13 protein-coding genes are annotated in these 13,684 nt (G+C 42.0%); 8 read left to right on the top strand and 5 right to left on the bottom strand.

All coding sequences use genetic code 11. The features are described 5' to 3' along the window. Nucleotides 1-30 precede the first annotated feature (30 nt). The 4 genes from H6G26_RS11550 (at nt 31) to H6G26_RS42075 (ending at nt 3,685) form a co-directional block, all read left to right on the top strand. Nucleotides 31-1,125 carry an alkene reductase gene (locus H6G26_RS11550; protein ID WP_190729387.1) on the top strand — a complete coding sequence of 365 codons (1,095 nt, stop codon included), beginning with the start codon at nt 31-33 and terminating at the stop codon, nt 1,123-1,125. 219 nt (nt 1,126-1,344) lie between these two features. Then, nucleotides 1,345-2,058: a rubrerythrin family protein gene (locus tag H6G26_RS11545; RefSeq protein ID WP_190729386.1), complete on the top strand. Its 714-nt coding sequence runs from the start codon at nt 1,345-1,347 to the stop codon at nt 2,056-2,058. 96 nt (nt 2,059-2,154) lie between these two features. Next, nucleotides 2,155-3,357 carry an MFS transporter gene (locus H6G26_RS11540; RefSeq protein WP_190729385.1) on the top strand — a complete coding sequence of 401 codons (1,203 nt, stop codon included), beginning with the start codon at nt 2,155-2,157 and terminating at the stop codon, nt 3,355-3,357. 133 nt (nt 3,358-3,490) lie between these two features. Continuing rightward, nucleotides 3,491-3,685, top strand: a complete 195-nt coding sequence (locus H6G26_RS42075; protein ID WP_206757537.1) for a hypothetical protein — start codon at nt 3,491-3,493, stop codon at nt 3,683-3,685. A gap of 10 nt (nt 3,686-3,695) precedes the next feature. Here H6G26_RS42075 and H6G26_RS11535 read toward each other — a convergent pair whose 3' ends face one another. From H6G26_RS11535 to H6G26_RS11520, 4 genes are all read right to left on the bottom strand, one after another. After that, complete coding sequence (locus tag H6G26_RS11535) at nt 3,696-4,271, bottom strand: TMEM175 family protein (RefSeq protein ID WP_190729384.1); 576 nt, start codon at nt 4,269-4,271, stop codon at nt 3,696-3,698. Between the two features lie 213 nt (nt 4,272-4,484). Then, nucleotides 4,485-4,643, bottom strand: a complete 159-nt coding sequence (locus tag H6G26_RS11530) for a hypothetical protein (protein ID WP_190729383.1) — start codon at nt 4,641-4,643, stop codon at nt 4,485-4,487. Nucleotides 4,644-4,678: 35 nt separating this feature from the next. After that, nucleotides 4,679-5,317, bottom strand: coding sequence for a Uma2 family endonuclease (locus H6G26_RS11525; RefSeq protein WP_190729382.1), 639 nt, complete (start codon nt 5,315-5,317; stop codon nt 4,679-4,681). A gap of 149 nt (nt 5,318-5,466) precedes the next feature. Continuing rightward, nucleotides 5,467-6,102: a transaldolase family protein gene (locus tag H6G26_RS11520; RefSeq protein ID WP_190729381.1), complete on the bottom strand. Its 636-nt coding sequence runs from the start codon at nt 6,100-6,102 to the stop codon at nt 5,467-5,469. Nucleotides 6,103-6,463: 361 nt separating this feature from the next. On the opposite strand from H6G26_RS11520, the gene aqpZ reads away from it, so the two are divergent. The 4 genes from aqpZ to H6G26_RS11500 all read left to right on the top strand — a co-directional run bounded on the left by aqpZ (nt 6,464) and on the right by H6G26_RS11500 (nt 10,650). Next, entirely contained in the window at nt 6,464-7,162 is a 699-nt protein-coding gene (gene aqpZ, locus H6G26_RS11515) for an aquaporin Z (RefSeq protein WP_190729380.1), read from the top strand. A gap of 186 nt (nt 7,163-7,348) precedes the next feature. Further along, nucleotides 7,349-9,898 (top strand): sigma 54-interacting transcriptional regulator, encoded by a 2,550-nt coding sequence (locus H6G26_RS11510; protein ID WP_190729379.1) that lies wholly within the window; start codon nt 7,349-7,351, stop codon nt 9,896-9,898. Nucleotides 9,899-9,978: 80 nt separating this feature from the next. Continuing rightward, nucleotides 9,979-10,134: a hypothetical protein gene (locus H6G26_RS11505; RefSeq protein WP_190729378.1), complete on the top strand. Its 156-nt coding sequence runs from the start codon at nt 9,979-9,981 to the stop codon at nt 10,132-10,134. A gap of 261 nt (nt 10,135-10,395) precedes the next feature. Continuing rightward, a complete protein-coding gene (locus tag H6G26_RS11500; protein WP_190729377.1) occupies nt 10,396-10,650 on the top strand; it encodes a hypothetical protein in 255 nt (84 codons plus the stop codon). Between the two features lie 498 nt (nt 10,651-11,148). On the opposite strand, the gene H6G26_RS11495 is transcribed toward H6G26_RS11500, so the two are convergent. After that, nucleotides 11,149-13,338 (bottom strand): SBBP repeat-containing protein, encoded by a 2,190-nt coding sequence (locus H6G26_RS11495; protein WP_190729376.1) that lies wholly within the window; start codon nt 13,336-13,338, stop codon nt 11,149-11,151. Between the last annotated feature and the right edge of the window lie 346 nt (nt 13,339-13,684).

The following is a 13,684-nucleotide window of genomic DNA, read 5'->3' as shown; positions in this document are numbered from 1 at the left end:
CGCCGTTAATCTACCAATAAAATTTCAGCCATGAATTCCAATATCAATCTTTTCACACCAGTTCAGCTTGGCCCTTACACTTTACCAAATCGGATCGTAATGGCACCGATGACGCGTTTGCGGGCAATTGCAAGCATCCCAAACTCGCTGATGGCAACTTACTACGCGCAACGGGCTAGTGCTGGGCTAGTTGTTACTGAATGTACAATGGTTTCACCTCTGAGCTTAGGATACATCAACTGCCCAGGAATTTACTCAGAAGAACAAGTGGCAGGATGGCAGTTGACAACTAATGCAGTACATGAACAAGGGGGCAGAATTTTTTTGCAACTTTGGCATTCTGGGAGAGTTTCTCACTCGGCTTTACTTGGTGGAGAGTTGCCAGTTGCTCCTAGTGCGATCGCTGGAGTTGGCTCACTCCATACACCCATAGGTAAAGTGTCGTTGGAAACTCCTCGTGCTTTAGAAACTCAAGAAATTTCCGAGATTGTCGAGCAATTCCGTAAAGGCGCAGAAAATGCCTTGGCGGCTGGTTTTGATGGGATTGAACTTCACGGTGCATTTGGCTATTTAATCGATCAATTCCTCCAAGATGGCTCGAACCAGCGCACAGATGAGTATGGCGGTTCAATAGAAAAGCGCAGCCGATTCCTCTTAGAAGTTGTGGAAGCAGTCGCTAGCGTTTGGGGTGCAAACCGTGTTGGGATCAAACTTTCGCCAAGTAATACTTTCTACGGGATGCATGACTCCAGCCCTCAAGAAACTTTTAGTTATGCCATCAACGCTCTTAACCCCTTTGGACTTGCCTATCTTCACCTGATGGAACCGAATGAAGTCGATTTAGCAACGCGCGAAGTCATGAACCCCGTAACACCTTACTTCCGCCAAATATTCCAAGGTACTTTAGTTACCAATGGTGGCTATGATCGCCTAACAGGAGATAGTATTCTGTCCAGCAACAATGCAGATTTAGTTTCCTTTGGCAAGTTATTTCTTGCTAATCCTGACTTACCAAAACGCTTAGAACTTAACACACATTTGAACACCCCAGATTCAAAGACATTTTATGCCCCTGATGCAACAGGATACACTGATTACCCATTTTTAGAACTTCAGACGACTTGAAGAAATCACAGTCATCTCTAAATCAAAAATATCATTTGTCATCTGTAAAACTTTTCAGTTTTATAATTGTCCAAGAGCAGCTCACAAAACGGATTACTAAATATAAGCCAATCAATTTTGTATAAAACGTTTCTAAAATTGTACAAAGAATGGCTCATCTATCCGGTTGTAGAGTCTGTATTTTCAGGCTAAACATCACTTTGCAGGCATCCAAAAATTATGGATTTGTCCAACTTTACTACACTTCAAAACTTAGAAGCTGCTTTCGGTGGTGAATCGATGGCAAATCGCAAGTATCTGTTTTTTGCAGATGTAGCGCGTCAACTTGGGTTTACAGACTTGGCAAAACTTTTTAAAGAAACAGCTGATCAAGAAACCGAACACGCTTTTGCACATTTTAAGTTGCTACATCCAGAACTTGTGGTAGAAGATTCGGCTGCTTTAACTGATGAACAAAAACGGGAAATTATCTCACGCTGTTTATCTTTGGCAATTGAGGGGGAGACTTACGAATATACCACAATGTATCCTGAGTTTGCCGCAGATGCTCAACGCGATCGCGACAATCCTGCGGCTGAAGAATTTCTCAAACAAGTTAAAGAATCTAGCGATCATGCTGACACGTTTCGGGAAGCTGCACACCGTTTTGGGTTGTTAAAATTTATCGAAAATTACCACGCCGATCGTTATGCTGAAGCCTTAGAAGTATTAAATGGAGGACAAACAGCAACCAGAGTCGCAGGTGAAGATGCCAAAACTCGGAAATGGATTTGCAAAAAATGCAGCATGATTTACGATCCGGTTGCTGGCGATCCTGATTCGGGAATTGCACCTGGTACACCTTTTGAAGAAATTCCCGATGACTGGGAATGTCCGATTTGCGGTGCTAACAAAAAAACCTTTAAACCATTTGAGGAAAAAGTTGCAGCTTAAGACGACAATCAATTAGGCACTCTTTTTTGCACATAAACGCGAAGCGTCTTAAGAGATGCTTCGCGTTATTGATTATTTATACACCAAAGTAAAATCATGAATTCACCAGAAGATAACAGCCAATTTGAACGACAGAGGCCAATTTATCTAGAGCTAAATTTTCAGATTATTTGTGCAGTTACATTGATTGCTGTTATCGGAGTTTCTAGCGTGACTCCGGCTTTTCCCAAGTTAGCCAAAGACTTAAATATCAACCCGAAAAATTTAGGTTTATTGATTACAGCATTTACATTCCCATCTCTGATTTTAGGGCCAATTATTGGTATTCTTGCCGATAGATGGGGCAGAAAGAGAATTATTGTTCCTTCACTGTTTTTATTTGGCATAGCTGGTACAGCCTGCGCCTTTGCTCGTGATTTTAATTTATTGCTATGGTTGCGTTTGCTACAAGGAATTGGTGCTGCTTCTTTGCTTTCTTTGAGTATCACCTTAATCGGCGATTTATACACAGGAGACAGACGAATTACTGCAATGGGTTACAATGCAAGTATTAGCAGCGTCGGCACATCAAGTTATCCAATAATTGGTGGTGCATTAGCAACAATGGGCTGGTATTATCCCTTCATGCTGCCGATATTAGCGATTCCTCTTGGATTACTAGTTTTGTTTGCACTCAATAATCCAGAACCAAAAGGCGATCGCAACCTTCAACAGTATTTAAGTAATGCCGTCAAAGTTCTGAAAAATCGTCAGCTATTTGGACTTTTTATTGCCAGTGCTGCTAACTTTGTGTTTCTTTATGGCGCTTACGTTACCTATTTACCACAGCTAATTAACGATACTTTTAAAGCGCCGCCTACGATTATTGGATTGCTACTTTCTAGTGTTTCTGTAGCAATTACTATTACAGCTTCCCAATTAGGTAGATTAGGTAGAAGATTTAGTGGCACAAGTTTAATTAGTGCATCTTATGTTTTTTATGCTTTAGCTATGTTAATAGTTCCCTTTGTGTCAAATATCTGGTTATTATTAATCCCTAGTACAATTTTTGGTATTGGACTTGGTATTGGTTTTCCTACTATCCAAACACTTTTAGCAGATTTAGCACCAAAAGAATATTTGGCAACAATTATATCGGTAAACGGAACATTCTATGGATTAGGACAAACATTAGGGCCATTGTTAATGGGCTATGCGTTTGGTTTTGGCGGAATTAATAGCGTATTTTATGCGGCGGTTGGTTTTGCAGTTCTGGTATTTTTTGTGTTTAGATATTGCACTTGTGTGAAAGGAGTCTAATATCGCTCATCACATTATGGCAGTTCTCATTTGCATAAAATACAAAAAACTTTATCCCGTCCTATTAGATATCTCTGTTTGATGGGGCAAGGTTTTTAGATAAGGTAAGGGAAAAGAAGGGGTAGATTTGTTTTTGCTAGTCGAAACAATCACATTGTCAGGCAAAACAATCACATTGTCAGGCAAAACAATCACATTGTCAGGCAAAACAATCACATTGTCAGACGAAACAATCGCATTGTCAGGCGAAACAATCGCATTGTCAGGCGAAACAATCGCATTGTCAGGCGAAACAATCGCATTGTCAGACGAAACAATCGAATATTGAACAAATACGTTCAGCGAGTGAGAGTATTTTCAATGCGACGGTCAGGGATGAGCCACATAACTGCAACCACAACATATAGTATACAGGCAAGCCATGAGTTTACAAAGGCAAGTGGAATTGCCACTGCATACAACAGCACCGATATTTTTCCTTTGAAATTTCGGCCTACTGCGATCGCTAATGTCGAATCGCTGCCATGATGAGAAATTAGGGTGCGGGTAAGGATGAAGTAAGCAATCGCTGACAATAACAATACCGTACCATAAAGGGCTGCTGGCATAGCAGCAAAGTTATTCTCGCCCATCCAGCCAGTGACGAAGGGGATTAGCGACAACCAAAACAGCAAATGCAGATTCGCCCAAAGAATACGCCCATTAACGTGTCGGACTGCCTGTAGGAGATGATGATGATTGTTCCAGTAAATGCCAAGAAAGATAAAACTCAGCACATAGCTGAGAAATACTGGAATCAGGGGACGCAGCGCAGCTAAATCGAACCCATGCGGCACTTTGATTTCCAGCACCATAATGGTGATGATAATGGCAATCACCCCATCGCTGAATGCTTCTAACCTCCCTTTTCCCATGTACGTATTCCTTTTTTATTTACTTGAAAGTAAGTTGTGACACTCTGCACTTTATCGTATCAAGTAGCCGCCGTTGATGAAGATTGTCTGCGCGGTGATCTTTGATATGCTGTGGTTGCTTTCCCTTAAGCTACTCCATACCCTGTATACGGACGCTTATACGGCGGATGTAAACCCAGAATACAGCAGTTTTCTTTTGCATGAAGTACAAAGTCACTGGTTTTGAGGCAGGAGGCAGAAGGCAGGAGGAAGAATAATTTGATTTGTGAATCCTTGGTTCTGCACCTCATTGTCTGAATTGCCACTCTCAAAATTACCGTGAGACGTTAATATTTGGCGGATGCTTTGGCGATACTGTTCTATTCTTTCCATTCGACAATCACCTCCTGAAAGCGATCGCAAAATATTTAATTCTCACTGGCCAATTTCCGCCGTAATTCCCGAATAGCAGCGCTAGTATTACGCTCGTAGGCAATTTTCAAACACTCTGTAACTACCTCTGACACATTGATGTTAGGAAAATAGCGGCTACTAGTTTCAATAGTGTAGACATCCCCTTGCAATCTGTAAATCACAAGCTGATTCTTTCTAAACAACCAAACTTCTGGTACTTTATAAGGCAGGTAGTCATTTACATCGGTGTAGCTAGTGATGTCTATCTCTACCACTAAATCAGGGGATGGATCAACACCCCAATTGATGCGGTTTTTACCTGCAATCGCTTGCCAGTTTTCAATATAAAAACAATAGTCTGGTTCTATACCACTTTCCTGTGGCAGTTCCATTGTGATTGGGGTAAATGCTTCGTATTCTCGCCCCAGATGATCGAGCAAAACTTTGATTACATCTGCAATTACACTTACTTTTCGCCCATGTTCTGGTAGCGGTGCCATCAAGAGAATTTCTCCATCTCGATACTTAATGCGAGGAGAGGAGCGATCGCCTAGTTGTTCATTGAGTGCTTGATAGTCTTGCCAACTTCCGGGTAGGCGTACTACTGCGCCTGGGGGCAAATGGATTGTATCGGGCGTGACAACAGCAAACATAGAACTGAACCTCCACCTTCACTGTAATGCTTAAATATCAACTGCTGCGGCTGAAAAATACAGCAGCGACAATAATTAAACCTAAAAGTGCCAAGGGAACCCAAAGATTAGGGATATCTGACAAACTCATTTTAATTACGAATTACGAATTATCTTAAGCCAATGCCTCCTTTAGCGAATTCTTCAACAGTTTTCTGTGAGAATTCGTGAGTTGCGATCGCTTGCAACATTACCAATGGTAAAGTCAAATGATCCGCCCCGGCTTGCAATGATGCGGCTGCTTCTTCGGGAGATTTGATACTAGCTGCCAAGATTTCAGTATCACTGCCTTTGAGTACACTAGCTATATCTCGCACCAAAGCAATACCATCACCTAACAACCGCGTCGCGCGATTTACATAAGCTATAGCAATTTTAGCTCCCGCCTCCCGTGCTACTGCTGCTTGTGCTGCACTGTAAATTGCTGTCACCGAACAGGTAATTTCTGGTGATAGACTCGCCACCACTTCAAAACCTAACGGTGTTGCGGGAATCTTCAAAATTGTTTGTGAACCAATAATCTCGAAAGCTTTTCTACCTTCAGCTAACATCCCAGCTTTATCAGATGCCACAAGTTGATAGTATAAGGGGCCATTCGTCAAGGCAACCAATTTTTTGAGCGTGGTTTCTGGTGGTGTATCGCTTTGAGACAACAGCGTGGGATTGGTTGTAATGCCTTTCACCCATCCCCAAAGTTTAACAACTTCAGCTTCAGATGCGATCGCTGAGTCTAGATATAGTGCCATAATTTCTCCCGATCAATTTCCCAATATTAATATGCAATAGCTGCACATGAGTCATGACAAGTTATACCAATTCACAATTCGCAATTCGCAATGGGCTAACGCCCCGCTCCGCTAACGCAATTAAAAAACTTAGATGCAGCAAGGCTTTCAGTGTTTACATTTGCATCAAATTTTTCGTGAAATGGTATTACAGCAGTTTTCAATTGGATAAATTTAATTTCTGCTCAAGTTTTTCAATCAGGCAACCAGCAGTATATCGTTACGTTTTATACTTAATAATCAAGAAGCGAGTATTTATCTTAGTGTTATTCGGCTAATCTGTACAAGTATCAATTACGTATAGCCAGTTATAGCATTTCTCATGAATCGTTACTCGTTAGCCAAACGATGTTTTGCAGAAGCTCTAGGTACAGCTTGGTTGGTTCTAATGGGCGTGGGTACTGCGGTTATTTCTGGCACAGTCCCTTGGGTTGGAGTTACTGGGGTGGCGATCGCTTTTGGCTTAAGTTTGTTGACTGCTGCCTATACTTTTGGGTCGATCAGTGGATGTCACATCAACCCCGCCGTCACAATTGGTTTTTGGGTAGCCAAGCAATTTTCTTTCCGAGACGTTTTGCCATATATAGGAAGTCAAGTTCTCGGCGGAATTTGGGGAACTACTATCCTATTTTTGATTTGCATGGGCAAGCCTGGGTTTACAACAGCCGACTTTGGTTCTAATGGGGTGGGAATTCACTCCCCTGGTAACTATAGCTGGTGGGCTTGTGCATTAGCCGAACTCATTGTTACCTGTGGCTTTGTGCTGCTGATCTTGAGCGTCACATCTTCTCCTGCCCTCAAGCAGTCTGCACCCATCCCCATAGGTTTAGGGCTTACCTTGGCGCATCTTATCCTGATCCCGGTGACAAATGCCAGCGTCAATCCGGTGCGATCGCTAGCCACAGCTGTCTTTACTCGTGATTGGGCATTGGCTGACCTTTGGATTTTCATCGTGTTTCCAATTTTAGGTGGAGTTTTAGCGGGTATGGTCGCGCGATGGCTGCAAGAACCAGACATTTAACGAAGAGGTAGGGGGAAAGCATTCTGCCCTTTTCTCTTTGCTCCCTTGCCTCTTTTTCAATAACTACTCACAACTTTACTGATACCAATTCTGTATTGTTACGCATCGATCGCTAGATACAGATATTTTGACCTAGTTTTCAAGGGATAATTCGTTTTATACAGCAGCCTATACGGAGAAATTAATATGACATCTCCAGAAATGGTTACATGGCTACAAGAACGCAGTACTTTAGGAATTCTCTCACATGAGGTGTTAAATGCGATCGCACAAGTAATTGAAGAACAAGTGGTGAGTGCCAAAACTGATTTAGTTAGCGAAGGCACTCCTCCAGAAGCCCTTTATATTCTCCAAGAAGGTCAACTCGAAAGCAACAGCACCAATAAAACTAACCCAGCCTTCGCTTGTGGATTTCTCCCCGGTGCAGTGATTGAACTTAAAGAATTGCTGTTGGATGAATTAACTCCATTCACAATTACTACAGTAACTGAATGTCATTTGTGGGTTGTACCCGGTGATAAATTCCGTGAATTAGCCACCCAATATCCCGAAATTGCTCAGGCTTTTTCGCGTCAATTGGCTCAAGAATTAGCTCAGGCAACATCTGCACTTGGCTATGAACAAGAACGTTCCGTAGCTTTGCGACCATATTTAGTTACCAAAGCCCAACGCGGAATTGTCGGTACAAGTCGCTATGCTGTAAGGCTACGTGAGCAAATTCGTTTATCGGCGGCTGACCGTAAATCTGTGGATATTTTTGGAGAACCAGGGTTAGAAAAAGATAATATAGCAGCCCTCATCCACTTTGGTTCTCCAAAACGGCGAGAACCAATTATTAAAGTAAATTGCGGTATTCTGCAAACTAGCGGTGCAGATTTATTTGGTCGCGCCGGCGGCAAACCAGGATTATTGGAGTGGTTGGGAGAAGGTACTTTAGTTCTCAACAACATCCAAGAATTGCCCGAAGAATTATTACCTTCCGTGACGCAGTTGCTCAAAACTGGCACATATACCCCCGTCAGCCGTTCTGGAGAAGTAGCACCCGAACCTCGTCCCAGTAAAGCCAGAATTTTGATTGTTTCAGAAAAAACTCAGCCGACAATTGAACGCTGTATCGGTCACATTATTAAAGTTCCACCGCTACGGGTGCGGAAAGCTGATATTCAGGCACAGGTAGAATATTACACTAGTCTTTACATTCGGGCTAGAGGCATTCCGAAACCGCGCATCACCCCAGAAGCTTTACGTCGCTTACAGTCTTATGATTTTCCTGGCAATCTTAAGGAATTAAAAAATCTGGTAGAAAGAGCGATCGTGCAAGCGGAGGGTGCTAATGAATTAACAGAAGAAATTTTCTGGCCAGCCGAAACGAAGAAAAAACGATTTCGGGTGAATCTGTTAAATGCCTATCCTGGTTTGCGGCGGTTTTTGCGTAGTCCCTGGTGGCCGGATCGCATTAACTATGGTTTTACTGCAACGGCTTTTGCCATCATCGTTGCAATATTATTTATTGGCCCACAAACCCGCGATCGCAATTTCGTATTAAATTTATTTTGGGCTTGGTGGTGGCCCTTCTTCCTATTTCTCTTTCCCTTTTTGGGTCGTATCTGGTGTTCTGTTTGTCCCTTCATGATTTACGGGGAAATTACCCAAAAGTTATCTCTCTGGCTGTGGCCTCGACAACTCAAGCGCTGGCCTAGACAGCAAGCTGAAAAATGGGGCGGATGGTTCATGTTTGGTTTGTTCTCCCTAATTTTCTTATGGGAAGAACTCTGGCATTTAGAAAATACTGCCTACCTCAGTGCTTGTTTGCTACTGTTAATTACTGCTGGGGCGATGATTTTCTCTGCGATTTTTGAGCGGCGATTTTGGTGTAGATATCTCTGTCCTATCGGCGGGATGAATGGTTTATTTGCCAAACTCTCAATGACGGAACTCCGCGCCCAGCAAGGGATTTGTTCTGCCAGTTGCACCACCTATCAGTGTTATAAGGGTGGGCCGCAAAAAGGCGAAGGGATGGAAACTAATGGATGTCCTTTATACTCGCACCCAGCGCAGTTAGAAGATAATAGAGATTGTGTACTATGCATGACTTGCCTTAAAGCCTGTCCCCATCGTTCCGTCGAATTCAACTTGCGTCCACCTGGTATTGAACTATGGACAACTCATGTACCCCGCACCTATGAAGTAGCATTATTGTTTTTGCTGTTGGGTGGGATATATCTGCATCGCTTGCCAGAATTGCAATCTTGGTTGGGGCTAGAACTGGATTTAACTCAGTTTTGGCCGCATTTGGGATTATCGCTGCTAGTGTTAATTATCCCAGCGATTTTTACCTTTGCGGCTTATGGCTTACTGCAACTGTTCAACTTTAACCGTAAGTCTCGCTCATTTGTAGAACTTGCTTATGGCTACCTACCATTGGTGTTAGGGGGAAACTTGGCTCACTATCTGCGTTTGGGCTTGGGCGAAGGTGGGCAGATTTTACCCGTAACCTTTGCTACTCTTGGTTTGAGTGGTGAACAATTGCCAATATTGGTGGCTCACCCGGCTGTGATTGCCTTTTTGCAAGGTGCAACGATAATTTTATCAGTATTACTGACTATATTATTAACGCAGAAGATTGCAAAGCAACCACTGCGTACACCAAAGGGGTTAGCGAAGCTATCGCTCCTTTGGCAACACCTAGCAGCGATCGGGTTGGGAGTTAGTATGTGGGCAGTTATCGTGTTTTGAGCTTCACATATAGCGCCAGCCCTTAATCCCCTCCTCGCTTGCGGGGTGGGGTGCAATGACTGTGGGAATCGTAACTAATTATGCAGACATCATATAACAGAGTTTGCGATCGCATCGTGTTCGTACCTGCTATTACACCACCAGCCAATGAACCCGTTGGTGTTCTCCTTTCTGGAGTGGAAGAAAAAGCAGTTTTAAAGCAAGCGATCTGCTGTATTTTACCAGACGCGTTGTAAGTTTAGAAATTTGGTTACAGGTGAATCAAAAAGCGCATTAGCCAAAGCAAGAAAAGCATAAGCGATCATTATTAAGTAATAAGCTTAGACAGTTAACTTTTTATGAACTGGATGAGTTATTTCTATCTTCTTACAGTAGCCGTATAAGTATATTTCTAATTATAATATTAACTTCTTCTGGAATTGGGATTTTATAATCTGTAATTACACGTAGAAAAATCAAGTTTAAAACTTTTAATAAAAATTGTGAGCAACAAACTAATGACACAAGATAACTCGCAAGACAAAGATAGCTTTCTTTACCCTCGTAGCCGATACTATGGTAAATTCCAGCCAGAGACTTTAGCATTTAATGCCAACCTCCAAGAATTTGCCCAAAAAATTAGTTACATCACTTGCCTAGAAACAGGCGGAAAGCTTTCTCCAGAAGAAGCTTACCAGCAAATTAGGGTGCTTTGGAAACACTTGAAACATAGCAAGAAGGAACTGGCGATTGGTGAAAATAAAGAAGTTTAAGCTTTAAACACGACGTGCGAACTATTCTAAGCAAGTCTTATCTGATTTTATTCTTATCTAAAGTCATAAAGGAGGTTAGCCCAGCTTATATATTCTTGCTAAAAGTTTGTATCTTAGCTTACAATTATATTTAACAATGAGCATTCCTTTTGAACGATGTTGCTGCTAACAGCAGCTATTATTGTCCTGATTAATAGCTTTGTTGATCTGAAATCAGTTTACTAATGTTTAAGTTTCTTAAACAAGTTGGTGATTACGCCAAGTACACCTTTCAACGTAAAAGCAGGGGAGAAAAGAGGGTTATTGTTTGGTAATTCTCCTCTCCCGGTCATGGGCAGAGTGCAGGAGTCAGAATTTCCTTCTGCCCTCTGCCTCCTGCCCTTTGCCTTTCTAGATAAACGCTTGATTGGCTCAAATTACTGAAAGCCTTACGATTCAACGACTTTACTCTAGTTTACAAATTAGCTCTAATCTGTCATTATGTAAGTTTTAATCATTTCAAACCACTATAGTGCCATTATTAACTGCCTCAGCCAAAGCTGAAGGAAAAGAACCTTCAGACTGAGAGTTAAATATGCCACCAAGACTAGAAGTGATCTCTCCATAGTTGAATGCACTGCGGCTAGTACTGATTCCCGCAGCAGGGTTAATCCGGTTATCGCCTTCAGGCAGCCTTTCGCTAGTTACAAGTTCGTTAGTGATATCAATGGTGGGAATTGATTCAGGAGCGGCAATACTTATGACATCTGAACCGCCGATAAATTTTTGCAGTTTTCCGTCCTTGATGTCAAGTTTAGCCAACCAACCGTCCAGAGCTGAGGTATTAACGCCACCACTGTTCCCTAATAAGCTATCAGTAGCTCCAGTCACGAAAAGACTACCTTTTCCCTCAGTAGTAACACCTATAGGATAGTCAAGATTATTTTTGCTTCCAAATTGTTGAATCCAGTTGTTATTGCCATCAGTGTCGAACTTCGCCACCCAGGCATTATAAGATTCGTCTTTTTGGCCTTTTCCTAACTTGCCATTAGATTCTCCGATAATAAAGATGTTGTCATTTTCATCTATTTGCATATCTGACAAGTACATGCCATCATCATCTGGAGAACCAAACTGTTTAGCCCACACTTGAGAGCCATCTGGGTTAAGTTTGCTAATCCAAATATCACGACCCCCGATTCCTTTTTTTCCGACCTTTGTGCCAATATCCCCTGTAGTCCATCCTGTAACATAAATATTGCCCTTGCTGTCAGTATCAACACCCCAAGCAAAATCAAGTCCCTGATTTGTACTTCCAAGCTGTTGAACCCACTGTATCTCCCCTGCGGTATTGACTTTTGACACCCAAGCATCGTACTTCAAAAGTTGTCGTGATGGGTCTGACTCTCTGAGTAAGCCCTGAGTCCAGCCTACAGCTATGCTGTTGCTATCCTTATCAACGGCAAGGTCGTAACATTCATCAAAAAAGGGAGTTATATCAAAAGGAAAGGTCGCTGAAGGATCTTTAATCAGGGTAAGCCACTGCTGGTTGCCATTGTTGTCAAACTTAGACACCCAGGAATTATCCTGAACGGCAAAATTGAAAATGTCTGTTCTATCATTGTTGTTAATTTCTATTCCTGATAAGTAGACATTCCCTGTTGGATCTAGATCAATGGAAAAGGCTCCACTACTAAAGCCACCAGCACTAAACTGCCTACCCCAAACCTGGTTGCCATTGGTGTCATATTTAGCCACCCAAACATCAGTTTCTGTTTGCTTGGTTCCAAACAAGTTACTCGACGTGCCACCTGCCATGTAGGAGTTACCATCCTTATCTGTAACCATCGCAAAGTTAGACTCATCCCCAGAAGAGCCAAACTGCCTACCCCAAACCTGGTTGCCATTGCTGTCATATTTGGCTAGCCAAGCATCTCCAAAACCAAGATTTGTTCCAAACAATGGCCCAGTGGTAGTTCCTGATATATAAACATTGCCAGCAGCATCTGCACCCGTAGCAAGACTGAGATCGTTTCCGGTAGTCCCTAATTGCTGAATTTTATTGTTTTTTGTTGGTTTTTTTGCTGGTTTTTCACCGACAAACCGGAAATTCTTCGATGTCAAATCTAAACTGACTTCCGGCTTGGCAACTACAAAAGTTACAAGGTCAGGTGCTCCCTGTTGCAGTGAAAATATCGCTTCTCCAGAAAGAGGTTGTGCTACTCCTGCAATCTGTAATCCATTAATTTTTACGATTCGATAGTCTGTCGATTTACCATTTAGCTGGATGACATCATTATTGATACCGAAATCATAAATGACAGCAAACTCGTTCAAACCAAGGAAGTTTGTGGTTAGTAGAGTATCTGGGTTAGAGGTAGTGTAGTAGGGCTGACTTGTATCACCAAGAACAAATCTGTCTGCCCCTACAGATGGGATATTTCTATCTAAGATCAGAAATGGATTACCACCTTGTTGAGCATTCTGAATATTCAGAATAATCTCATACTCTTCAGCAGAGTTGTCAAATATATCACCGAACAAATAATCTACATTTGTTGCTTGAGTCGCGCTTGCAATCGGATTGTCAGGATAAATGGTGTCGTTTCCGGCACGACCGAAAAGGGCTTCAGAATCATTTGTACCCCCTCCGAAAACTACATCGCTGGCAGGTGTTGCTAATGAGACTACTAATTTTTCGTCAGCCATTTTGTTGAAATCCTTTATTTGAAAAACAATCTAGATTTTTTCGAGACTCAGTTTCGGACTTATGAGAGGATGTTTTAAAAGTCGCAAAATCTACTATCTTGAGAAAATTTTTACTTACTCGAATGAAACGTCCCTGGGGACTAAGGCAGGGCTGTTTCATTCGATAAGATCATGATTTTGTCAAGAGTATGAGCGATAAATTTAGGAAAGTAGGAAAAAGAAAAATTACCTTAAAACATCCTTTTACTAATTTTCGTTAGCTGCTATCGATGGATGCTTTGGTGGTTATATTTAGGTATCTTCAAAGAATAGTATCCAATAATTAGACCAAATAGTAAATGATTTA

The sequence above is a fragment of the Nostoc sp. FACHB-888 genome (genome assembly GCF_014696655.1).
In the GTDB taxonomy this organism is placed as follows: Bacteria; Cyanobacteriota; Cyanobacteriia; order Cyanobacteriales; family Nostocaceae; genus Nostoc.
The sequence above is the reverse complement of the archived record's forward strand: the minus strand, read 5'-3'. Positions and strand labels throughout refer to the sequence as shown.

Excerpts from the sequence above, each read along its gene's own strand:
- H6G26_RS11550 (WP_190729387.1), top strand. The coding sequence starts at position 31 with ATGAATTCCAATATCAATCTTTTCACACCAGTTCAGCTTGGCCCTTAC.
- H6G26_RS11545 (WP_190729386.1), top strand. The coding sequence starts at position 1,345 with ATGGATTTGTCCAACTTTACTACACTTCAAAACTTAGAAGCTGCTTTC.
- H6G26_RS11540 (WP_190729385.1), top strand. The coding sequence starts at position 2,155 with ATGAATTCACCAGAAGATAACAGCCAATTTGAACGACAGAGGCCAATT.
- H6G26_RS11535 (WP_190729384.1), bottom strand. The coding sequence starts at position 4,271 with ATGGGAAAAGGGAGGTTAGAAGCATTCAGCGATGGGGTGATTGCCATT.
- H6G26_RS11530 (WP_190729383.1), bottom strand. The coding sequence starts at position 4,643 with ATGGAAAGAATAGAACAGTATCGCCAAAGCATCCGCCAAATATTAACG.
- H6G26_RS11525 (WP_190729382.1), bottom strand. The coding sequence starts at position 5,317 with ATGTTTGCTGTTGTCACGCCCGATACAATCCATTTGCCCCCAGGCGCA.
- H6G26_RS11520 (WP_190729381.1), bottom strand. The coding sequence starts at position 6,102 with ATGGCACTATATCTAGACTCAGCGATCGCATCTGAAGCTGAAGTTGTT.
- aqpZ (WP_190729380.1), top strand. The coding sequence starts at position 6,464 with ATGAATCGTTACTCGTTAGCCAAACGATGTTTTGCAGAAGCTCTAGGT.
- H6G26_RS11510 (WP_190729379.1), top strand. The coding sequence starts at position 7,349 with ATGACATCTCCAGAAATGGTTACATGGCTACAAGAACGCAGTACTTTA.
- H6G26_RS11505 (WP_190729378.1), top strand. The coding sequence starts at position 9,979 with ATGCAGACATCATATAACAGAGTTTGCGATCGCATCGTGTTCGTACCT.
- H6G26_RS11500 (WP_190729377.1), top strand. The coding sequence starts at position 10,396 with ATGACACAAGATAACTCGCAAGACAAAGATAGCTTTCTTTACCCTCGT.
- H6G26_RS11495 (WP_190729376.1), bottom strand. The coding sequence starts at position 13,338 with ATGGCTGACGAAAAATTAGTAGTCTCATTAGCAACACCTGCCAGCGAT.